Origin of the sequence: Verrucosispora sp. SN26_14.1 (assembly GCF_004307965.1) — a bacterium.
Classification (GTDB): Bacteria; Actinomycetota; Actinomycetes; order Mycobacteriales; family Micromonosporaceae; genus Micromonospora.
Genome location: NZ_SISL01000012.1, coordinates 16038 through 35799, shown reverse-complemented (window position 1 = coordinate 35799; position 19762 = coordinate 16038). Strand labels below are relative to the sequence as shown.

Here is a 19762-nt window from a genome sequence, read left to right as displayed (position 1 = left end):
ATTGTCCGATGGCGATGACATGTGCCTTCCGTCCGGTGCGTCCCGGGGGACGGAAAACCGATCGCCGGACGTCTGTCAGCGGACATCTGGATCAGGTACCGTGCGCTCTCATCGGCCGTGGCTTCCGGCCAACGGGGACGAAGCGAAGGGACACCGCGTGACTGTGCAGAGCCCGGTCCGGAAGGTTTGCCTGGTAGTGGCGGTGGCCGCTCTCGTCGTGACAGCGGGATGCGCCAAGGAGGACAAGAGCGAGGTCCAGGCCAGCGGCGTCAAGCTCATCGAAAAGGGCAAGCTGACCGTGTGCACGCACCTGCCCTATCCGCCGTTCCAGTCCAAGGACGCCGCCGGTGAGGTGATCGGCTTCGACGTCGACATGATCGACCTGGTCGCCCAGGAACTCGGCGTCGAACAACGGATCGTCGACACGCCCTTCGAGGGGATCAAGTCCGGCCAGGACCTGAACACCGGAAAGTGCGACGTCGCCGCCGCCGGAATGACGATCACCGAGGAACGGCAGAAGGTGATGGACTTCTCCGCGCCCTATTTCGACGCGACCCAGGCGATGCTGGTCAAGACCGGTAAGCCGTACAAGTCACTGGACGACCTGCGGGGCAAGAAGGTCGCCGTCCAGGCCGCCACCACCGGTCGCGACTACGCGCGGGGCCTCGCGACGGAGAAGGGTCTCGAACTCGTCGAGTTCGAGGACCTGGCCGCCGAGCAGCAGGCCCTCGCCAACGGGCAGGTGGAGGCGGCCATCAACGACCTGCCGGTCTGGACCGAGTACATCAAGGAGAACCCCGGCGGGTTCGAGGTGGCGGCCGAGTTCGACACCGGTGAGCAGTACGGCTTCTCGGTCCGCAAGGACGACAACCCTGAGCTGCTCAAGACCATCAACGAGGTGCTCGACCGGGCCAAGCAGGACGGCACCTACGAGCGGGTCTACGAGAAGTGGATCGGCCCACGACCGTGAAACTGCGTCGTCGTCAGCGCGAGCGACTGTCCCTCTGGCTTCAATACCTGGCCTTCGTGGCGGTCGCCGCGCTGGTGATCGGCAGCGCGGACTGGAGCAGGCTCGCCGACGCCTTCTTCCGGGTCGACATCATCAGGTCGATGTTCCCGACGATCATCACGGTCGCGTTGCGCAACACGATTCTCTACACCCTGGGCGCTTTCGCCTTCGGTCTCGTGTTCGGCACGCTGCTGGCGTTGATGCGGTTGTCCCGGGTGGCGCCGTACCGGTGGGTCGCGACGGCCTACATCGAGTTGTTCCGGGGGCTGCCCGCGCTGCTGGTGCTCTTTCTGGTCGGGTACGGCATCCCTATCGCCTTCCCCGAGCGGGAGATCCCGGGCGGGGTGTTCGGCTCGATCGCCATCGGTCTCGGACTGACGGCGGCGGCGTACATGGCCGAGACCATTCGCGCCGGTATCCAGGCGGTTCCGAAGGGGCAGATGGAGGCGGCCCGTACGCTCGGCATGTCGCACTTCACCGCGATGCGCGCCATCGTCATCCCGCAGGCGTTCCGTATCGTCATCCCACCGTTGACGAACGAACTCATCCTGCTCACCAAGGATTCGTCGCTCGCCTACGTGCTCGGCGTGACCGCGCAGACCATCGAGATCACGAAATTCGGCCGGGATGCGCTCAACGATCGGGTGAACGCCACACCGTTGCTGGTTGCCGGCTTCACCTATCTGATCATCACGTTGCCGTTGTCCCAGCTCGTACGGCGTCTCGAACTCCGTTACGCGAAAGCCCGGTGATCCGGATGTCGAATGATCGGGTCCGCCCCGCCGTACGAATCAGTGATCTGCACAAGTCGTTCGGGTCGCTGGAGGTGCTTCGGGGCATCGACGTCGAGGTCGGTCACGGTGAGGTCGTCTGTGTCATCGGGCCGTCCGGTTCCGGGAAGTCCACGTTGCTCCGCTGCGTGAATCTGCTGGAGGAACCGACCTCGGGCCGGATCTGGGTCGGCGACGTCGAGATGACCGACCCGGACGTCGAGATCGACAGGGTCCGTCGGGGCATCGGCATGGTGTTCCAGTCGTTCAATCTCTTCCCGCACCTGACCGTGCTGGACAACCTCACCATCGCCCAGCGTCGGGTGCTGCGGCGCGGTCGCGCGGAGGCCGAGCGGATCGCGCGGGGCAACCTCGCGCGGGTCGGTCTGACCGACAAGGCCGACGCGTTTCCGGCGCAGCTCTCCGGTGGACAGCAGCAGCGGGCGGCGATCGCCCGGTCGTTGTCCATGGATCCGGAGCTGATGCTCTTCGACGAGCCGACCTCGGCCCTCGACCCGGAGCTGGTCGGTGACGTGCTCACCGTGATGCGGAAGCTGGCCGAGGACGGTATGACGATGATGGTGGTGACCCACGAGATGGCGTTCGCCCGGGAGGTCGCCGACCGGGTGGTGTTCATGGACGGCGGGGTGGTCGTCGAGCAGGGGCCGCCGCAGGCGGTGCTCGGTGCTCCCCGGCACGAACGGACCCGGGCCTTCCTCGCCCGGGTGCTGGACCCGACCCACGTGGCGGAACTGGACCGGCCCGACCGGGCGCCGGAGCCGCCTTCGGCTGGTGACGACGGTCGGTGACGCTTCACCGCGTGCCGGTGGCCGGCGGGTCGCCGGTGCCGCCCCCGATGCGTTAGCCTAACGATCGTTCAGGCTGGTTGACCCGTGCCGGGGTGCCGGTGTCGGGATGGCGGCGAGGGGGCGGCGTGACGCTCGACGGTGAGGCTCTGGAACAGCTACGCAAGCGGGTCCGCGCCGGTGGCGCGGAGAAGTACCACGCGGCGAACGCGGCCAAGGGCAAGTTGTTCGCCCGGGAACGGGTCGCACTGCTGGTGGACGAGGGGTCGTTCGTCGAGGACGGGCTCTACGCGAACGCGCTCGCCGACGGCCTGCCGGCCGACGGGGTGGTCACCGGCACCGCCACCATCGACGGCCGCCAGGTCTGCCTGATGGCCAACGACTCGACGGTCAAGGCCGGCAGTTGGGGCGCGCGGACCGTCGAGAAGATCATCCGGACCATCGAGCGGGCGTACGACACCGGCGTGCCGATGGTCTACCTGGTCGACTCGGCCGGCGCCCGGATCACCGACCAGGTCGACCTCTTCCCGGGCCGGCGTGGCGCGGGCAAGATCTTCTGGAACCAGGTACGCGCCTCCGGCTCGATCCCGCAGGTCTGCGCGCTGTTCGGGCCGAGCGCGGCGGGCGGTGCCTACATCCCGGCGTTCTGCGACGTGGTGGCGATGGTGGACGGCAACGCCAGCATGTATCTCGGCTCCGACCGGATGGTCGAGATGGTCACCGGCGAGAAGACCACGCTGGAGGCGATGGGCGGGGCCAAGGTGCACTGTGCCGAGTCCGGCGTGGGGCACTTCCTCTGCAAGTCCGAGGCTGAGGCGCTCGACGTGGTCAAGCGCTACCTGTCCTACCTGCCGGCGAACTGGACGCAGCGTCCGCCGGCCGCCGAGGCCGCCGAGGCGCCCGCGAAGGCGGACCTGGCCGCGCTGGTGCCGGCGAGCGAACGCCAGGCGTTCGACATGCGGCGGTACGTCAAGGGCCTGCTCGACGACGGCTCCTTCTTCGAGATCCAGGCGCTCTGGGCCAGGGAGCTGACCATCGGCTTCGGCCGGCTGAACGGCGAGGTCGTCGGCGTGGTCGGCAACAACTCGATGTTCAAGGGCGGCGTGCTCTTCGTCGACTCGGCCGACAAGGCGACCCGCTTCGTGCAGCTCTGCGACGCGTTCAACGTGCCGCTGCTGTTCCTGAGCGACGTACCCGGCTTCATGGTCGGCAGCGCGGTGGAGAAGCAGGGCATCATCCGGCACGGCGCAAAGATGATCACCGCGATCTCCGAGGCGACCGTACCCAAGATCTGTGTGGTGGTCCGCAAGGCGTACGGTGCCGGGCTCTACGCCATGGCCGGGCCGGGCTTCGAGCCGGACGCCACCATCGCCCTGCCCACCGCGAAGATCGCGGTGATGGGCGCCGAGGCCGCGGTGAACGCCGTCTACGCCAACAAGATCGCCGCGATCGAGGACGAGGCCGAGCGGGCCGCCTTCGTCGCCGCGAAGCGCGAGGAGTACGAGCGGGACATCGACGTCGTGCGACTCGCCAGCGAACTGGTGGTCGACGCCATCGTGGAGCCGCACCAGCTCCGCGCCGAACTGGTCCGCCGGTTCACCGCCGCCCGGTCCAAGGACCGGCACTTCTCCCGCCGACGGCACGGCGTCACCCCCGTCTGACGGCGCACCCCGGCACCAGCCAGCACCGGCACCGTCCCGGCGTCACGAGCGCCCGACGGGCACGTCCACACAGGAGGAACCCGATGGACTTCCGGCTCACCGAGGAACACGAGGCGCTGCGCGAGAGCGTGCGGGAATTCGCCCGGGAGGTGGTCGCGCCGGTCATCGCCGAGCACTACGAGCAGCACACCTTCCCGTACGAGGTGGTCCGGCAGATGGGCAAGATGGGCCTGTTCGGCCTGCCCTTCTCCGAGGAGTACGGCGGCATGGGCGGCGACTACTTCGCGCTCTGTCTGGCCCTGGAGGAACTCGCCCGGGTCGACTCCAGTGTGGCGATCACCCTGGAGGCGGCGGTCTCCCTGGGCGCGATGCCGATCTACCGGTTCGGCACCGCCGAGCAGAAGGCGCGGTGGCTGCCGAAGCTGCTCAGCGGTGAGGCGCTGGCCGGCTTCGGGCTCACCGAGCCGGGCTTCGGCTCGGACGCCGGTGGCACCGAGACCCGGGCGGTGCGGGACGAGGCGACCGGCGAGTGGGTGATCAACGGCTCGAAGGCGTTCATCACGAACTCCGGCACCGACATCACCGCGCTGGTCACCGTCACCGCCGTCACCGGCACCCGGCCGGACGGCGCGAAGGAGCTCTCCACCATCATCGTCCCGAGCGGGACGCCGGGCTTCACCGTCGCGCCGGGCTACTCGAAGGTGGGGTGGAACGCCTCGGACACCCACGAGCTGACCTTCGACGACTGCCGGGTGCCGGCGGAGAACCTGCTCGGTGAGCGCGGCCGGGGCTTCGCCCAGTTCCTGCGGATCCTGGACGAGGGCCGGATCGCGATCGCGGCGCTGGCCGTCGGGCTCGCGCAGGGCTGCGTCGACGAGTCGGTGAAGTACGCCGCCGAGCGGCACGCCTTCGGTCAGCCGATCGGCAACTACCAGGCGATCCAGTTCAAGATCGCCGACATGGAACTGCGGGCGTACACCGCCCGTCTGGCGTACTACGACGCGGCGGCCCGGATGCTGGCCGGTGAGCCGTTCAAGCGGCAGGCCGCGATCGCCAAGCTGCACGCCAGCACCGTCGCGGTGGACAACGCCCGGGAGGCGACCCAGATCCACGGCGGCTACGGCTTCATGAACGAGTACCCGGTGGCCCGCTTCTGGCGGGACTCCAAGATCCTGGAGATCGGCGAGGGCACCTCCGAGGTGCAACGCATGATCATCGCTCGCGACCTGGGCATGTGAGCGCCCGGTCAGCCTGACGTCAGGAGACGTCGCAGGTGCGCCTGGTCGGCGCCGGCGATCACGGCACGGGCGTCGACCCGCTCGCCCGCCGGCCCGATCAGGACGCCTCGGACCGCCGGATGCGCCAACCGCCAGCCACGGCGCAGCAGGTTCTCCTCGACCAGCCAGACCGTCGCGGCGGGCGGTTCGTCCCACTCGCAGTCGCCCGGATCGTCCGACAGTTCGCTCACCGGCACATGCATGGCGGCGGCCAGCACCTCCCGGGGGCGGGTCCGGATCACCTCGATGGCCTCGACGTCGTCGACGGGCGGTCGGCCCAGCACCGCGGCCACGTCGGCCCGGACCGAGCCGGCTTCCTGGGCGGCCCGCCGCAGCCACCAGCGCGGCGGGGAGTCGGCGAACGTGTACCACCGGATGTAGCGCGGGTAGGGGATGTTCAACAGCCGTCGGACCAACCGGCGGCGTTCCCGCCCGGACAGCGGGGCGACCGGCACGGGGCGGGCGGTCGGCACCACCGGCGGTGGTGTCCTGCCGAGGGCCCGTAGCGCGTCGGCGAGCCGGGGATGCAGGGTGGCGAGCACCTGCGCCTCGTCCTCGCCCCACTCGACGTCGAGCGTCCCGTGTCGCAGCAGGTGCCGCCACCCGTCGGACACGTCGCTGATCCCCACCTCGACCGGCCGCCACCACCGGTGTTCGGGCAGCGCCGTGCCGTCGAGGAAGTCGGCGTACCCCTCCGCGACGGCGTCCGCCAGCGCGAACGCCCGTGCCGCCGCATCGGCGCCGGCCGCGAGCACCGCCGCCTCGTCGGCGTCGTGCTGCACCTCGGCGGCGAAGCCGGCCAGCGTACGTCGGAACTCGGTGACCCGACGCAGGTCCCGGCCCTGCTCGTACGTCTCGGCGCGCACCGCCTCGGTCCAGAGGTGGAGCAGGCCGACGACCAGAGCGCAGTGGCGGTGGCGGAGCAGGGCGAGCCGGTGGCCGACGAGCGCCCGCAGTTCGGTCGCGCTGAGGCAGTCCAGTAACGGCAGACCGATCAGCAGGTGTCGACGCCGGTGTGCGACGGCCAGGTCCACTGTCGGCGTGCCGGTGAGCAGCACCCGGTCGGGCATGGCGGTACCCAGCCGACCGGCGGTCTCCGCCACCGTGTCGAAGAGTTCCGGTCGGGTTCGCCGGGTCACCGGTACGCCACTGAGATGGCCCGGGTGAGGCTGACGACCGAGTAGGCCGGCGTGCCGGGTCAGCATCCAGCGGGCCTGCCGGATGTCGAGGTCGCCCGGCAACCGATTGCTGGACATGGGCCGCATTGTGACCGCTGCCGGTGAACTCGATCAATGGCTGATCGTCCAGTGCTGTCGTCCGGTCGGCCGCTGTCGGGTTTCTTCGCGGTGGGGTCGGGTGGCCGACGATCCCGTGTCCCGTGTCGGGTGTGGCCCGTAGTGTCCGTGGCCATGCCTCCGGGTCATGATCGTCGGGTCGGGCCGGTCACGCACGCCGGTCTCCCGGAACTGTTGCGGTCACACCGCCTGACCGCCGGCCTCACCCAGGCCGAGCTGGCGGTGCGCGCGGGCGTCGGTATCCGGACGGTGCGGGACCTGGAACGGGGACGGTCCGTACGCCCGCAACGCACCACCGTCGAACTGCTCGCCGGAGCCCTCGACCTCACCGGTGACGCCCGCGCCGCGTTCCTGACCGCGGCCCGGGGGACGGGCGCCGCGGGCGCGTCACCCCATCCGGGTCCGGCGCTGGGCCTGCCGCCCGCGCCGGACCTGATCGGCCGGGAACAGGACGTGGCCGAGTTGACCGCGATGTTGACCGATCCGCGTGGCCCCCGGGTGGTGAGCCTGGTCGGGCTGGCCGGGGTCGGCAAGACGGCGCTGGCGTTGGCGGTGGTGCACGCCGTCGCACCGGCCCATCCGGGTGGTGTCGCCGGGGTGCTGATCGGCGCCGGGTCGGACGTCACCGACGTGCTGGCCGCCTCGGTGACGGTGTTCGGCGCCGCCCGGATCACCGAACTGGCCGCCCGGCTCGGTGACCGGCGGGCCGTACTGCTGGTGGACGCGGCGGAACGCGCGCCGGGCCCGGTGGCGGCCACCCTGCACCGGCTCGTCGGCGGAGTGCCGTCGCTGCGGGTACTCGTCACCGGCCGGCATCCGGTCGGGCTGCCGGGGGAGCGGGTCCGTCCCGTGTCGCCGCTGGACGTACCGCCGCCGGGCGGCACCGACCCCGCGACGCTGGCCACCTCTCCGGCGGTCGTGTTGTTCACCGCGCGGCTGGCCCAGGTGCGCCCGGAGCCACCGTCCGACGCCGAGCTGCCGGCGCTGGCGTCGCTGGTCCGGCGGTTGGGCGGCCTGCCGCTGGCCATCGAGCTGATGGCCGCGCGCGGGCGACTGCTCGATCTCACCGAACTGCTCGACCGGTACGGCGACCGGGTGCTGGACCTGGACACCTCGGGCGCGGCACGCGGTGGGTGGGAGGCGGGGCCGAGCCGGGGTGACGACGCGCGGACGGCCGTGGCGGAGACGCTCCGCGACGCGGTGGCCACCAGCTACCGGTTGCTCGCCGACGAGGAGCGGGCCGCGTTGCGCCGGCTGGCCGCGTTCGGCAACCGCTGGTCGGTCGAGATGGCCGAGGAGATGCTCGCCGGTACGGGCACCACCGCCGATCCGGTGCCGATGCTGAACCGCTTCCTCGACCTGGGGCTGCTGAGCGTACGCGGCACCGGGCCGTTCCGGTTCCGACTGGTCGACGCGGTGCGGGACTATGCGGTGGAGCAGGCGTCCGGTGCCGGTGAGTCGACCACGATCCGACGCCGGCACGCCCGGGTGGTGACCCGGTTGGTGGAGCGCACCGTCCCGGCGCTGAGTGGTGCCGGTGCGACCGTCGCGGCACACCGGTTGGACGAGGTGACGGGCGACGTCAGCTCGGCACTGGCGTACGCGGCGGTGGACGACCCGCTGACTGCACTGCGCCTGGCGGCGGCGCTGTCCCGCTGGTGGCGGCTGCGGGGACGGGACGTCCTGGGGCGGCAGTGGTTGCTGCGGTTGCTCGCCGATCCGCGTACCGCCGATGCCGATCCGGCGTTGCGGGCGTGGGCGTCGCTCGGCGTCGCGATGCTCGCCGGTGAGCACGGCGCGGCGGGCGAGGAGTTGCCGACGGCGCGGGCCGCGCTGGCGGCCTTCCGGCGTCTCGGTGACGTGCCGGGTGAGTTGGAGGCGCGGAACGTGCTGGGTGCGCTGCTGTCCGCGACGGGCCGGCCGGGACAGGCCCGGGAGCAGGCGGAAGCGGTGCTGGCGGTGGCGACCGAGGCCGGTCTGCTCCGGCAGATGGCGATCGCGCAGCACCACCTGGCCTGGCACGAGATGCGGGTGGCCGACCTCGCTGCCGCCCGACGTCGTCTGGCCACCGTGGACCGTCTCGGTGGGCAGTGCGGTGAGCAGCGGTTGCGGGTGCTGGTGCGGGGCACGGTCGCGGAGGTGCTCCGCCTGGAGGGCCGGTACGTCGACGCGGTCGACGAGGCGCGGCGGGTCCTCGTGGCCCTGGCCGACCTGGGGGTGCCCCGGCACCGTCGGCGGGTGCTGGGCACGCTGGGTCTGGCGCTCGCCCAGGACGGTCGTTCGGCCGAGGCCGCCGAGGTGCTCGCCGAACTGCGGCCGTTGGACGGGACCGGCGCGCTGATCGAGGGACACCTGGCCCGGCATCGGGGGGATCGGGAGGTCGCGGTCGAGTGGTTCACCGCCGCGGCCGAGATGAACGGGGAGGACCGGGACCGGCGTCGGGTGGTGGAGGCGCTGGTCGGCCTCGCCGCGAGCACGGCGGACCCGGAGGTACTCGATCGACTGGATCTCGCCTGCCGTGCGGGCGGTGTCCGGCTGCTGGCGCAGGAGCAGGAGCTGCTGTACGCGTTGTCGGTCGGCCGTCGGATGTCGGCGGTGACCGGGGCGGACGGTGCCCGGAAGCACGGCGGGCCGGGCTCCTGGCCCGGCCGACCGGCGGCGGAAACTGGGGTGGCGCGGGCGAGGAAGCCCCCTGATACCACCCCTCGCTCATCGCCCGCGCCGATTCCCCCCAATGCGCCCCCGCTGCAGCGAGATTAGCGAGCGACCACTGCGACGTCTGTCCGGTTTAGGAGTTATCGCCGGTTGCTCGCCTGGTTCTGCCGGTCCTTCTGCCGGTGCGGTCACGCTCGGGTGTGCAGACCGGCACCGAAGGTCGGACGGGTGTGCGCGGTGGCGGCGCGGAGCCGCTCAGCAGGGGGACGAGTCGGGCGTTCTCAGAACCGTTTCCCCCTCCGGGGCCGTGTCGCTGCTGCCGGCGGTCGCGCAGGGATGGACGGCGTCGCGAATCTGCCGCAGACCGTCCAGCAGTGCGTGCAGCGCCGCCGGGTCGAGTTGACCGGTGAACCAGTCCTCGATGAGTTGGAGGTGGCCGGGCAGGCTCTCGTCGAGCCGCCGCAGGCCGGAGGGGGTCACCACCGCGTACGAGCTGCGTCGGTCGGAGGGGCAGGCGCGCCGGGTGATCAGGCCGTCGCGTTCCATCCGGTCCACGACCCGGGTGACGCCGCTGGTGGAGAGCGACGTCTGCGCGGCGAGGTCGGTCATCCGTAGTTGGTTGCCGGGTGAGCGGGTGAGCCGGGTCAGCACCTCGAACTCGACTGCTGACAGGCCGTGCTCGTCGAGTTGCGTGGCGAAGCGGGCGGAGAGGCCCGCGTGCACCTCGAAGAGGAGGCCGACAGCGGTGATCCGAGGGTCGTCGAACACGTTCGGGTTCACCGGCCCATCCTATCAGTACTTGACACACGGAATATTGCTACGACTATAGTTGCTAACGCAGTCGTTGGGCTACTAAACAATCTCTTCCGGAGGGCAGTCTCTCATGACCAGCAGCACCGAGTCGGTTACCCGCGAGTGGAACGGCCTCACCATCCCGGCGGCCGGCACCTACCTGCTGGACGCGGCGCACAAGCGCGTGGGCTTCGTCGCCCGGCACATGATGGTAAGCAAGGTGCGCGGTGAGTTCGCCGACGCCTCCGCCACCATCACCATCGCCGAGGAGCCCCTGGGGTCCACGGTCAGCGCCACCATCCAGGCCGCCAGCATCAACACCGCGCAGGCCGACCGGGACGCGCACCTGCGCAGCCCGGAGTTCCTCGACGCCGAGCAGTTCCCCACCCTGGAGTACCGCAGCACCGGCGTGAAGTCGCACGAGGGCAGCGAGTTCGTGCTCGACGGTGAGCTGACCATCAAGGGCGTGACGCGTCCGGTGGAGCTGAAGGTCGAGTTCGAGGGCGTCGGCCGCAGCCCGTTCGGCCAGGACATCTTCGGCTTCTCGGCGAGCACCGAGATCGACCGGGAGGACTTCGGTCTGACCTGGAACGTGGCCCTGGAGTCCGGCGGCGTGCTGGTCGGCAAGAAGGTCAAGATCGAGATCGAGGGCGAGGGCATCCGCCAGTCCTGATCCCGCACGCGAAAGGGCCCGCGCCGACCGCGCGGGCCCCTTCGCTGTCCGGTCCGGTCACGATCGCGGTGCGGTTTGTCACAGGTTGTTAGCAGGGTCGCGGGTGGCGCGACGGACCCGCCCGGGTAGGAATCCCGGCGGGAGCGGCTCACCCGCCCCGTCGATGGGTCCGACCCACCCGCAAGGCGGGTGGACTGCGGCAATGGACCGATCTTCGGGCCATCCGGTTCGGCGCTTTCACCGAGTATGGTTCACACTGCGCTGCGGAACGGCACCGTTCCGTCGCGTCGCGCGCCGGGAGGAAACATGGGCAGGGACGTCGACCGAGCCGCCTTCTCCCGTGAGGATCGAATCCGGTACCGCCAGAAGGTACGCCGTTGCCTGGACGTCTTCGCGTTGATGCTGGACGACTTCGGGTTCGACGCCGACCGGCCGATGACCGGGCTGGAGATCGAGCTCAACCTGGTGGACCCGCTCGCCGAGCCGGCGATGCGCAACGAGGAGATCCTCGCCGCCATCGCCGATCCGTTGTTCCAGACCGAGCTGGGCCAGTTCAACCTGGAGCTGAACGCCAACCCGCGATTGATCTCCAACGGCGGGTTCGCCGACTACGAGCGTGACCTGCGCGGCAGTCTGGACCGGGCGAACGAGCGGGCGGCCCGCTCGGACACCCGGATAGTCCTGGTCGGCATCCTGCCCACGCTGACCGAGCGCCACCTGGTCGCGGACAACCTCTCCACCAACGAGCGGTACCGGGTGCTCAACGACCAGATCGTCGGAGCCCGGGGCGAGGACATCGAACTCGACATCCGGGGCGTCGAGCGCCTGCGTACGCACACCGACTCGATCGCGCCGGAGGCCGCCTGCACCAGCCTCCAGTTCCACCTCCAGGTCGCGCCGGACAGCTTCGCCGACTACTGGAACGCCTCCCAGGCCATCGCCGGGGTGCAGGTGGCGGTGGGCGCGAACTCGCCCTTCCTGTACGGCCGCCAACTCTGGTCGGAGACCCGGATCGCCCTGTTCGAGCAGGCCACCGACACTCGGCCGGATGAGCTGAAGGCACAGGGCGTACGCCCCCGGGTCTGGTTCGGGGAACGCTGGATCACGTCCATCTTCGACCTTTTCGAGGAGAACGTCCGCTACTTCCCGCCGCTGCTGCCGATCTGCGAGACGGAGGATCCGGTGGAGGTGCTGCACGCGGGCGGCGTACCGGAGCTTGCCGAGCTGCGGCTGCACAACGGCACCGTCTACCGCTGGAACCGGCCGGTGTACGACATCATGGACGGCCGACCGCACCTGCGGGTGGAGAACCGGGTGCTGCCCGCCGGGCCGACCGTGGTCGACATGCTGGCCAACGCGGCCTTCTACTTCGGGATGGCCCGTGGCCTGGCCGAGGCCGACCGGCCGATCTGGAGCCAGCTCACCTTCAGCTCCGCCGAGGAGAACTTCCACGCCGCCGCCCGACGGGGCATGGACGCCGTGCTGCACTGGCCGCGCCTGGGTGAGGTGCCGGTCACCACGCTGGTGCTGGACGTGCTGCTGCCGATCGCCGCCGCCGGGCTCGACGGGTTCGGGGTGTCCCCGGCGGAACGGGACCGCCTACTCGGCATCATCGAGCAACGCTGCCGTACCGGACGCAACGGAGCGGCCTGGCAGACCGCGGCGGTGTGGACCGCCGAGCGGCAGCACGGCCTGGACCGGACCGCCGCCCTGCACCACATGCTCCAGCGCTACGCCGAGTTGCAGCGCACCAACGAGCCGGTGCACACCTGGCCCGTCGACTGACCCGCCGCGCCGACGTCGAGCGCCTCGGCGCGCACCGCCGGGTCAGCGGCTGCGGCGGTTCCGTCGGCCGGTGCCCTCGGGGGCGCTGTCGGACGTGTCGCCGTCCGACGGCGTGGTGGCCGGGGTGGATGGCGTCGACGGCCCGTCGGAGGTCGGCGAGCCGCCCGGGGTGACGGGTGCGTCGTCGCCGACCGTCCCACTCCTGCCGCCGAGTCGCCGTCGGGCCGTGCTGGTGCTCCGGGGCGCGGCGCGCACGGACTCCTTCGCACTGTCCGCCGCCGGTCCGTCGAGCGTCGATCCGGATCCGGCCGGGTCAGGCGTGGCCGGGTCGGCGGTGGTCGAGTCGGCGGTGGTCGAGTCGGACGCCGTCCGGGTGCGCGCAGCGCCCTTGTCGGCTGCTGGTGCGGTGTGGGCGTCGTCGGCCGCCACGCGTTGCCGGGGTACCCGGGGTACCTCGCCGGTGGGCGGCAGGTCCTGCCTGCGCCGGGCGGCCCGCTGCGCGAGTGCCGCGACCAGGACCGACCCGCCGATACCGACGATCACCGCGTACGGGGCGATCAGGTGGGCCGACACCTGCTCCGGGCTGATCGCGGTCAGCCTCGGCACGGCCAGGAAGTAGGCGACGGCCACCAACAGCGGTCCGGCGGCACCGGAGGCGGTGGCGCCGACCCGTCGATCCGCCGGGCGTACGCCGTGACGGGCGGCCAGCGCGCCGATCAGCAGCGCCGAGGCGAGCGAGAGGACGGCGCCGGGCCAGTAGAAATAGTCGCGGATCCAGAACTGGGGGTTGTCCGAGCTGAGTTGCCAGATGCCGAGCTGGGCCGTGGTGAGTCCACGACCGGCGAGCACCGAGTCGACCACGGCCACCACGGCGAGCAGCCAGAGCCAACCGGCGGTGGCGATGACGTTGGTGGCGGCCGCCCGGCAGCGCAGTGCCCAGACCGCCACCAGCACTCCGACCAGTACGCCGATCGCGGCGTAGCCGGCGGCCATGTTCCGTGGCGACGGGGTGTCCGGCACCTCCGCCACCCGCGCCGGTACGGCGACCAGCAGCACGGTGATCAGTGCGCCCAGGCCGGCGGCACCGGCCAGCGCGATCCACCAGAGGCCACCGCCGTCACCGACCTCCCGACGTGCGTCGGTCGACCCGGCGGCGGGCGACCGAACGTCGTTGTCGGACCGGACGGTGTCGGCCCCGGCGGTGTCGCTCTGCGGGGCGGTGTCGACCGACGGCGGGTCGGCGTCGGGGGGTGCGACGGCCGGACCGGAAACCGGGTGCGGGCCGTTGCGGCGGTCGCGTAGTCGTTGCGCACAGACCGCGCCGAAGATCGTCGAGGTGGCGGCGATCCAGGTGGCCCAGATCAGGCTCGCCACCCAGGCCGCGGTGCCGGCGGTCGCCTCGGTCGGTGCCCAGTTGAGAATGCCCAGGCCGTATCCGAAGCCCAGTTGGGCGGCCCCGGCACCGGCTGCCACGCCGGCCGCGGTGGCGATCGATCCTCCCCAGCCCTGTCTGGCCATGCCGGGCAGCGTAACGTCCTGTGGTCGGTGCGGCGAGTCGTGCGCAGTACCAGGCGGCAACAGTGACGGACAGTGCTTGGCGTCGGCGACTACGGTCGCCGGTGATAGGGCGGTGGCGGAGATGACGGACGAATCCACGGATCGGGGTGAGGTGCGCTCCGGTGCCGGCCCGGACCGCACGAGGGTGGTGATCGGCGGCGGGCTCGCGGCGGTGCTCCTCGCCGTCATCGGGGCGGCCGGCGGATGGATGCTGGCCGGCGATCAGGAGTCGCCACGCGACACGACCCTCGACGCGAGCGGCAGTCGGGCTCCGACGTCCGAGGGCTCGCCGACGCCGCGCGAGAAGCCGACGACGGCGACCAGCCAGCCTGCCCGGCCCGCGCCGAGCCGTTCCGGCCTGACCGTGCCGGAACTCGTCGGGATGGACTTCGAGGAGGCCCGGGAGGAACTGCGGGACCGTGGGCTGGGCTGGCATTTCGTGTTCGGCAGCAGCGGCGACAGTTCCAGCGTGCGCAGCACCGAGCCGGCCGCCGGTGCACCGGTGAAGCGCGGCGTCACCGTCAAGATCATCGTGGCGGGTGCGGCACCGGAGACTTCGGTCCCGGACGTGGTCGGCGACTCGTGCGGCGAGGCACAGGACGAACTCGTCGACGACGGCTTCTCACCGCGTTACCCCACCGGGAGGTCCGGCACGGTCACCGCCCAGGACCCGACCGGCGGCGCCGTCGGGAAGTGGAACGACGCGGTCCAGATCTGGTGCGGCACGACCCCGAGCCCGGAGGCCAGCGACCAGTAGCAGTGACGCGCTTCCGACACGCTGATGCCGGCCGATGGCCCGACGAACCGTTAGGTTGACCGTCGAGGGCCATGCCGCCCGCCGGACCGGCGGAAAGGACGTGCGATGAGCGACGACCGCCAGGAGCCGCCCGAGGACGCGTCGGACGACCGGACCCGCCGGATCCCGCCGGTCACCGGACGCCCCGACGAGACCGCTCCGCTGGACCGTACGCCCGGTGACACCGCACCCGACGCGACCGCGCCGATGGACCGTACGCCCGGAGAGCCCGCACCGGCGGACGCCACCGCGCCGTTGCCCCCGACGCAGCGGTCCGGGTCGGCGGCGTGGTCGGGCCGCGCGGAGGTGCCGTCGGTGCGGCCGGGTTTCGACGGCGAGCCGGCCGGTGGTGACTGGTACCCCGACGACCAGGCGAGCCGACGCTGGTGGCTGCCGATTCTCTGGGGTGTCGTCCTGCTGCTCCTGCTCGGCCTGCTCGGTCTGGGCCTGTGGTTGGTCCGGCAGGCGCTGGACGAGGACGGATCGACGCCACCGTCCCCACAGCCGACGACACAGGCACCGCCGACCACCGCCGCACCGTCGCCGACCACCCCGTCACCGTCTTCACCGCCGACCACCAGCGCCGCCCCGGCCCAGCTTCCGGTGCCGCCGTTGACCGGGCTCTCCGAGGCGGCGGCGCGGGCGCTGCTGGACCCGCTCGATCTCGGCTACGAGGTGGAGTACCGGCCGTCGGACCAGCCGTCGGGCACGGTGATCGCCACCGAGCCGGGTGCGGGTGTATTGGTCGAGGCGGGTGACGAGATCAGACTGGTGGTGGCCGCCGCGAGCCCGAGCCCGTCGCCGACGACCGGTGCGCCGACAGCCGAGCCGACCGGCACGGCGACCCCGACCGTCTGAGGGCCGGTCACCACATCCGGCGTCTGGTGCCGACCAGGCCCAACCCGGCCAGTGAGATGGCCAACCCGAACACGCCGGACCAGAAGAGCGAGCGGCTGAGATCCTGGCGAGGATCCGCACGGGTGGCATGGGCCGTCGGGGCCGTCTCCCGGTCCTGGTCGTCCACCGACACGGCACCGCCGTACGCGGTGGCCGGGTCGACGCCCGGCTGGTCGCTCGTGCCGAACCGGTCCCAGCCGCCGGTCACGCCGTACGGGCCGGTCGGTTCGGTCTGCACCACGGTGATCTCTGGTGCCGGCACCGGCTCGGCCAGCCGGGTGGACGAGAGGGCGGGGTCCCGGACCAGCACCAGCATGGTGGTGGCGGCGCCGAGCAGCGCCAGGACTCCGAAGGCGTAGGTGATGCGGGATCGTCGGGGCTGTCGCGTGGGCAGATTGACCATGGCCATCCCAGGTTCAGGGCCCGGGACGCGCGGGATGGAGACTTTGCCGGGGTGGGCATACCGATTCTATGGCGTCGGCATGCCCCCACGGCGGCTGTTCGTGATGCTCAGCCCACCCGGACCGGTGTTCGGGTGACCGGCCGACGGGCCGAGCGGACGGTGTGCGGACGAGGCTGCGGAGCGGCCTGGATCTGCTCCAGACCCGCTCGCTGGACGAAGATCGAACGCCGGTTGACCGCGTCCCCCGCCGCGTTCAACTCGTAGCCTTCGAGCCAGAGCCAACCGTCGTAGGTGGGTCGGTCGAGTACCCGGATCACCCGGAACTGGATGGGCTTGCTGCGGAACTGGACACTCGCCGCGCGAGTCACGTGCAGTACGTCACCGGAGCGGGGATGCACATGGGCTCCTGAGAGGGTTGGCCGGCGGGGAAGGCCGGCGGGGGCGATCGGGGGGAGATGCGGCTCCGGCGACGAGGTCGTGTCTCGTGCGCCGGTTCGTGGCGCGGGCGTTGGTCGGTGCCGGGAACGCTGGTGGCGCGCCGCTCGACCGGTGCGGGCTCAGGTGGTGTCGCCGGAGCCGCCGTCGGGGGTGGGCGGCGGGTTCCCCTGCGGGAGATCCGGGCCCGTGACCGACGGTCGGGTGTACGCCCCGTCCGCGGCTCCGCCGTGGAGATCACGGGGGGAGACGGCGCGGAGACGGTGCGTAACCCAGGTCATACGGACAGAGTGCATCAGAGGCGTGCTGCATGCAAGTTGCACGTAGACTTTTGCCGATAAGTGAGCGGCTCGCACGAAACGGCGCTTGAACGCGCCACCACCCGAGCGGCACACTGAGGAACGGTTTCGCCGCCGCGGCCGGCCGACGACCGGCACCACCCCAATGCCGCGTACGCTCGCCAGCCCCGACGGTCGCGCCCGAGGCGGGTGTCGAACCAGCGGCGCGTCGAGGCGAGAGGTGACAACGGGTGAGCGAGCGCCGCAGTCCGACCATCCGGCGGCGCCGGCTCGGCGCGGAGTTGCGCCGCCAACGCGAGGCCGCCGGCATCACCATAGAAGCCGTCGCCGAGCAGTTGGAGTGCTCGGCGTCGAAGATCTCCCGCATCGAGACCGGCCACACCTCCGCCACGCCCCGCGACGTGCGGGACATGCTCCGGATCTACGGTGTGGTCGGCGCCGAGAGTGACGAGCTGGTCCAGATCGCCCGCGAGGCGCGACAGAAGGGCTGGTGGCACCCGTACAGCACGGTGTTGGTCGGTGCGTTCGTCGGCCTGGAGGCGGCGGCCAGCTCGATCCGTGCGTACGAGCAGCAGGTGATTCCCGGACTGTTGGAGACCGAGGAGTACGCCAGCGCGATGATCAAGGCCGCCCGTCCGGACTTCACCCCCGAACAGGTGCAACAAAGAGTGCGTGTCCGACTCGGCCGTCAGTCGTTGTTGACCCAGGATGATCCGGTCGATCTGTGGGTGGTGCTCGATGAGGCGGTGCTGAGCCGTCCGGTTGGCGGGGACACGGTCATGCGTGGCCAGCTCAAACGATTGGCGGAGGTGGCCCAACTGCCGAACGTGACGCTCCAGGTCCTGCCGTTCGAGGTAGGGGCGCACGCCGGCATGGACGGCACCTTCACGATCCTCAGCTTCCCCGAACCCGGTGATCCGGATGTCGTGTACGCGGAGAACGCCACGGGTGGGCTTTTCCTGGAGAAGAGCGACGAGCTACAGAAGTACAGCTTCATCTTCGATCACATTCGAGCAGCGGCCCGACGTCCGGAGGAGTCCGTCGAGTACATCGCGAGACTGGCAGAGGAGCCGTTGTGGAAGTGGCGACGCAAGGATTCTCCGTGGACCTGACGCAGGCGACATGGTTCAAGAGCTCGAAGAGCGGCCCGAACTGTGACAACTGCGTGGAGGTGGCGTACGTGACCGGGGCGGTCGGCGTCCGGGATTCGAAGGACAAGGCCGGTCCGGCCCTCGTCTTCGCACCGGGACACTGGCACGCCTTCGTCGCTGGCACCAGGGACGGCGCGTTCGGCCGTAGCTGACTGGCGGTAAGCGGTGTAGACGGTCCCCGTCCGGCCTGGCCGGACGGGGACCGTGCGTTGCGGCACGGGCCCGCCGGTCGGCCGGGACGGCTGCCGTCGCCACATCGACCGTGTCTCGTTGTACTACTCGGTACGCGCTGGTCGACATCCCCCCGGCAGGGCGGGTAACCGAGCGAGGCAGGCGAGACGGAATGACGAACATCGGATCAGAGAACATCAGCAACGGCCCGGCCAAGGCGGAGCGCTTCGGCGGGCAGTACCGCGGCGCCCGCAGGGACAGCATGCTGACCGAGGTGCCGCCCGACGGTGATCGCGGCGGGCGGGACGTCAGAGGCGTGGCCGAGTCGGTACAGTCGCAGCACGCGCCGTCACTGGATCCGAACCCGCTCACCGAGGCATCGTTCCCGCCGCCGGGATGGCCGATGGCGGAGAATCCCTCCCTGGTGGACCACCCACTGATGCACGGGCTGATGATGGAGCTGCCGCCGCGCGGCAGCGTCCCGCCGCCCGGCTGGCTGGACCGCTGGTTCGAGGCGACCCGGGCGATCCTGGAACTGCTATACGTGCAGGGCTCGGGCCGGCTGCGCTGAGGTCGCCGCCCGCTCCGGCATGGCCAACTCGGCGAGCCGGTTGTGCCGCAGCGCATGGCGTACGCCGATGGCCGCCACGCCCAGCGCGCCCACGGTGACCGCCGGTCCGGCCGCACCGGGCCCGAAGAGCTGACCGGCGCCGCTGGCCGCGATCAGAGCCGGCAGCAGAGCCAGCCCGGTCACCTGCAACGGCAGGCCGATCAGCGGATGGGCGGCGGCGGCCCGCAACCCGTGCGGGGCCGGGGTCCGGGGGGCGGTGGCGAGCGTGCTGGCTCCGGCCAACAGGCGGCGGACCCGGCGGACCGTGCAGATCGCCACCACGGCGGCGGGTACGGCGGCCAGCGTGAGTCCGCTCGCGGCCCGATCGGCCAGGGTGGCCCCGGGAGTGCTCAGCCCGGCGATCGGCAGCGCCACCGTCAGGGCGAGTCCGACCCCGGTCAGGCCGAGCAGCCAGCCGGTGTGTCGGCGCAGGCCGCGGGCGTGGGTCATCCGGGGCAGCCCGTCCGCGAGGTATCCGGCGACCCACCAGACGGTGGCGACCGGGAGCAGGAGGGCGAGATGGCTCTGCATGCCCATCAGACTTGCCCGATTTCCGCTCTCGCGAATCCGGGCCCGCCCCCCGTTCGTCCCGTACCTGGTCCCCGTAGGGGGCCATCGCACCGACGTGATGGGAGATCCGGCATGTTTATCTGCCTCCGGGCACACCACTACTCTCACCTCGATCGGCATTCATCGATCAACCTGCCACGAGCGGGTAGA

Annotated in this window: 18 protein-coding genes and 1 pseudogene; 13 read left to right on the top strand and 6 right to left on the bottom strand. The window is 71.3% G+C overall.

Going from position 1 to position 19762, the window contains the following annotated elements:
• Window positions 1-217 precede the first annotated feature (217 nt).
• The 5 genes from EYA84_RS02750 (at window position 218) to EYA84_RS02730 (ending at window position 5484) form a co-directional block, all read left to right on the top strand.
• Window positions 218-970 (top strand): basic amino acid ABC transporter substrate-binding protein, encoded by a 753-nt coding sequence (locus EYA84_RS02750; protein WP_236145567.1) that lies wholly within the window; start codon window positions 218-220, stop codon window positions 968-970.
• Entirely contained in the window at window positions 967-1761 is a 795-nt protein-coding gene (locus tag EYA84_RS02745) for an amino acid ABC transporter permease (protein ID WP_131051402.1), read from the top strand. The genes EYA84_RS02750 and EYA84_RS02745 overlap by 4 nt, the downstream gene beginning before the upstream one ends.
• A 5-nt stretch (window positions 1762-1766) precedes the next feature.
• Window positions 1767-2588 (top strand): amino acid ABC transporter ATP-binding protein, encoded by an 822-nt coding sequence (locus EYA84_RS02740; protein WP_131051401.1) that lies wholly within the window; start codon window positions 1767-1769, stop codon window positions 2586-2588.
• Window positions 2589-2713: 125 nt separating this feature from the next.
• The gene (locus EYA84_RS02735) at window positions 2714-4246 is read left to right on the top strand and encodes an acyl-CoA carboxylase subunit beta (RefSeq protein ID WP_131051400.1); all 1533 of its coding nucleotides are present in this window, start codon (window positions 2714-2716) and stop codon (window positions 4244-4246) included.
• An 83-nt stretch (window positions 4247-4329) separates the two neighbouring features.
• Window positions 4330-5484, top strand: a complete 1155-nt coding sequence (locus EYA84_RS02730) for an acyl-CoA dehydrogenase family protein (RefSeq protein ID WP_131051399.1) — start codon at window positions 4330-4332, stop codon at window positions 5482-5484.
• A gap of 8 nt (window positions 5485-5492) precedes the next feature.
• Here EYA84_RS02730 and EYA84_RS02725 read toward each other — a convergent pair whose 3' ends face one another.
• Window positions 5493-6779, bottom strand: a complete 1287-nt coding sequence (locus EYA84_RS02725) for a hypothetical protein (RefSeq protein WP_131051398.1) — start codon at window positions 6777-6779, stop codon at window positions 5493-5495.
• Window positions 6780-6932: 153 nt separating this feature from the next.
• On the opposite strand from EYA84_RS02725, the pseudogene EYA84_RS02720 reads away from it, so the two are divergent.
• Window positions 6933-9392, top strand: a pseudogene (locus EYA84_RS02720) (ATP-binding protein); the annotation flags it as partial.
• Between the two features lie 336 nt (window positions 9393-9728).
• Here the strand turns inward: EYA84_RS02720 and EYA84_RS02715 are convergent.
• Entirely contained in the window at window positions 9729-10253 is a 525-nt protein-coding gene (locus EYA84_RS02715; RefSeq protein ID WP_131051396.1) for a MarR family winged helix-turn-helix transcriptional regulator, read from the bottom strand.
• Between the two features lie 103 nt (window positions 10254-10356).
• Here EYA84_RS02715 and EYA84_RS02710 point away from each other — a divergent pair, with 103 nt between their 5' ends.
• Both EYA84_RS02710 and EYA84_RS02705 read left to right on the top strand, forming a co-directional pair.
• Window positions 10357-10938 (top strand): YceI family protein, encoded by a 582-nt coding sequence (locus tag EYA84_RS02710; protein ID WP_131051395.1) that lies wholly within the window; start codon window positions 10357-10359, stop codon window positions 10936-10938.
• Between the two features lie 306 nt (window positions 10939-11244).
• Entirely contained in the window at window positions 11245-12723 is a 1479-nt protein-coding gene (locus tag EYA84_RS02705) for a glutamate--cysteine ligase (RefSeq protein ID WP_131051394.1), read from the top strand.
• A gap of 42 nt (window positions 12724-12765) precedes the next feature.
• Here the strand turns inward: EYA84_RS02705 and EYA84_RS02700 are convergent, their stop codons facing one another.
• Entirely contained in the window at window positions 12766-14241 is a 1476-nt protein-coding gene (locus EYA84_RS02700) for a hypothetical protein (protein ID WP_131051393.1), read from the bottom strand.
• A gap of 121 nt (window positions 14242-14362) precedes the next feature.
• Between EYA84_RS02700 and EYA84_RS02695 the strand changes: the two genes are divergently transcribed.
• Together EYA84_RS02695 and EYA84_RS02690 are read left to right on the top strand one after the other, a co-directional pair.
• Window positions 14363-15037 carry a PASTA domain-containing protein gene (locus tag EYA84_RS02695; protein ID WP_131051392.1) on the top strand — a complete coding sequence of 225 codons (675 nt, stop codon included), beginning with the start codon at window positions 14363-14365 and terminating at the stop codon, window positions 15035-15037.
• A 105-nt stretch (window positions 15038-15142) separates the two neighbouring features.
• Window positions 15143-15934 carry a PASTA domain-containing protein gene (locus tag EYA84_RS02690; protein WP_131051391.1) on the top strand — a complete coding sequence of 264 codons (792 nt, stop codon included), beginning with the start codon at window positions 15143-15145 and terminating at the stop codon, window positions 15932-15934.
• A 7-nt stretch (window positions 15935-15941) separates the two neighbouring features.
• Here EYA84_RS02690 and EYA84_RS02685 read toward each other — a convergent pair whose 3' ends face one another.
• Both EYA84_RS02685 and EYA84_RS02680 read right to left on the bottom strand, forming a co-directional pair.
• On the bottom strand, window positions 15942-16382 hold the full coding sequence (locus EYA84_RS02685) for a hypothetical protein (protein ID WP_131051390.1): 441 nt from the start codon (window positions 16380-16382) through the stop codon (window positions 15942-15944).
• Window positions 16383-16483: 101 nt separating this feature from the next.
• A complete protein-coding gene (locus EYA84_RS02680) occupies window positions 16484-16774 on the bottom strand; it encodes a hypothetical protein (RefSeq protein WP_131051389.1) in 291 nt (96 codons plus the stop codon).
• Between the two features lie 566 nt (window positions 16775-17340).
• Here EYA84_RS02680 and EYA84_RS02675 point away from each other — a divergent pair.
• The 3 genes from EYA84_RS02675 to EYA84_RS02665 all read left to right on the top strand — a co-directional run bounded on the left by EYA84_RS02675 (window position 17341) and on the right by EYA84_RS02665 (window position 19003).
• Window positions 17341-18222, top strand: coding sequence for a helix-turn-helix transcriptional regulator (locus tag EYA84_RS02675; protein ID WP_131051388.1), 882 nt, complete (start codon window positions 17341-17343; stop codon window positions 18220-18222).
• Window positions 18192-18413 (top strand): DUF397 domain-containing protein, encoded by a 222-nt coding sequence (locus EYA84_RS02670; protein ID WP_131051387.1) that lies wholly within the window; start codon window positions 18192-18194, stop codon window positions 18411-18413. The genes EYA84_RS02675 and EYA84_RS02670 overlap by 31 nt, the downstream gene beginning before the upstream one ends.
• 191 nt (window positions 18414-18604) lie before the next feature.
• Complete coding sequence (locus EYA84_RS02665; protein ID WP_131051386.1) at window positions 18605-19003, top strand: hypothetical protein; 399 nt, start codon at window positions 18605-18607, stop codon at window positions 19001-19003.
• Here the strand turns inward: EYA84_RS02665 and EYA84_RS02660 are convergent.
• Window positions 18971-19573, bottom strand: a complete 603-nt coding sequence (locus EYA84_RS02660; protein WP_131051385.1) for a hypothetical protein — start codon at window positions 19571-19573, stop codon at window positions 18971-18973. The two genes, EYA84_RS02665 and EYA84_RS02660, sit on opposite strands and share 33 nt — an antisense overlap.
• Window positions 19574-19762: the final 189 nt, after the last annotated feature.

What these genes read in the sequence shown, in the direction of transcription:
- EYA84_RS02740 (WP_131051401.1), top strand. Translation starts at nt 1,767, where the DNA reads ATGTCGAATGATCGGGTCCGCCCCGCCGTACGAATCAGTGATCTGCAC.
- EYA84_RS02730 (WP_131051399.1), top strand. Translation starts at nt 4,330, where the DNA reads ATGGACTTCCGGCTCACCGAGGAACACGAGGCGCTGCGCGAGAGCGTG.
- EYA84_RS02725 (WP_131051398.1), bottom strand. Translation starts at nt 6,779, where the DNA reads ATGTCCAGCAATCGGTTGCCGGGCGACCTCGACATCCGGCAGGCCCGC.
- EYA84_RS02710 (WP_131051395.1), top strand. Translation starts at nt 10,357, where the DNA reads ATGACCAGCAGCACCGAGTCGGTTACCCGCGAGTGGAACGGCCTCACC.
- EYA84_RS02705 (WP_131051394.1), top strand. Translation starts at nt 11,245, where the DNA reads ATGGGCAGGGACGTCGACCGAGCCGCCTTCTCCCGTGAGGATCGAATC.
- EYA84_RS02700 (WP_131051393.1), bottom strand. Translation starts at nt 14,241, where the DNA reads ATGGCCAGACAGGGCTGGGGAGGATCGATCGCCACCGCGGCCGGCGTG.
- EYA84_RS02695 (WP_131051392.1), top strand. Translation starts at nt 14,363, where the DNA reads ATGACGGACGAATCCACGGATCGGGGTGAGGTGCGCTCCGGTGCCGGC.
- EYA84_RS02690 (WP_131051391.1), top strand. Translation starts at nt 15,143, where the DNA reads ATGAGCGACGACCGCCAGGAGCCGCCCGAGGACGCGTCGGACGACCGG.
- EYA84_RS02685 (WP_131051390.1), bottom strand. Translation starts at nt 16,382, where the DNA reads ATGGCCATGGTCAATCTGCCCACGCGACAGCCCCGACGATCCCGCATC.
- EYA84_RS02665 (WP_131051386.1), top strand. Translation starts at nt 18,605, where the DNA reads ATGACGAACATCGGATCAGAGAACATCAGCAACGGCCCGGCCAAGGCG.
- EYA84_RS02660 (WP_131051385.1), bottom strand. Translation starts at nt 19,573, where the DNA reads ATGCAGAGCCATCTCGCCCTCCTGCTCCCGGTCGCCACCGTCTGGTGG.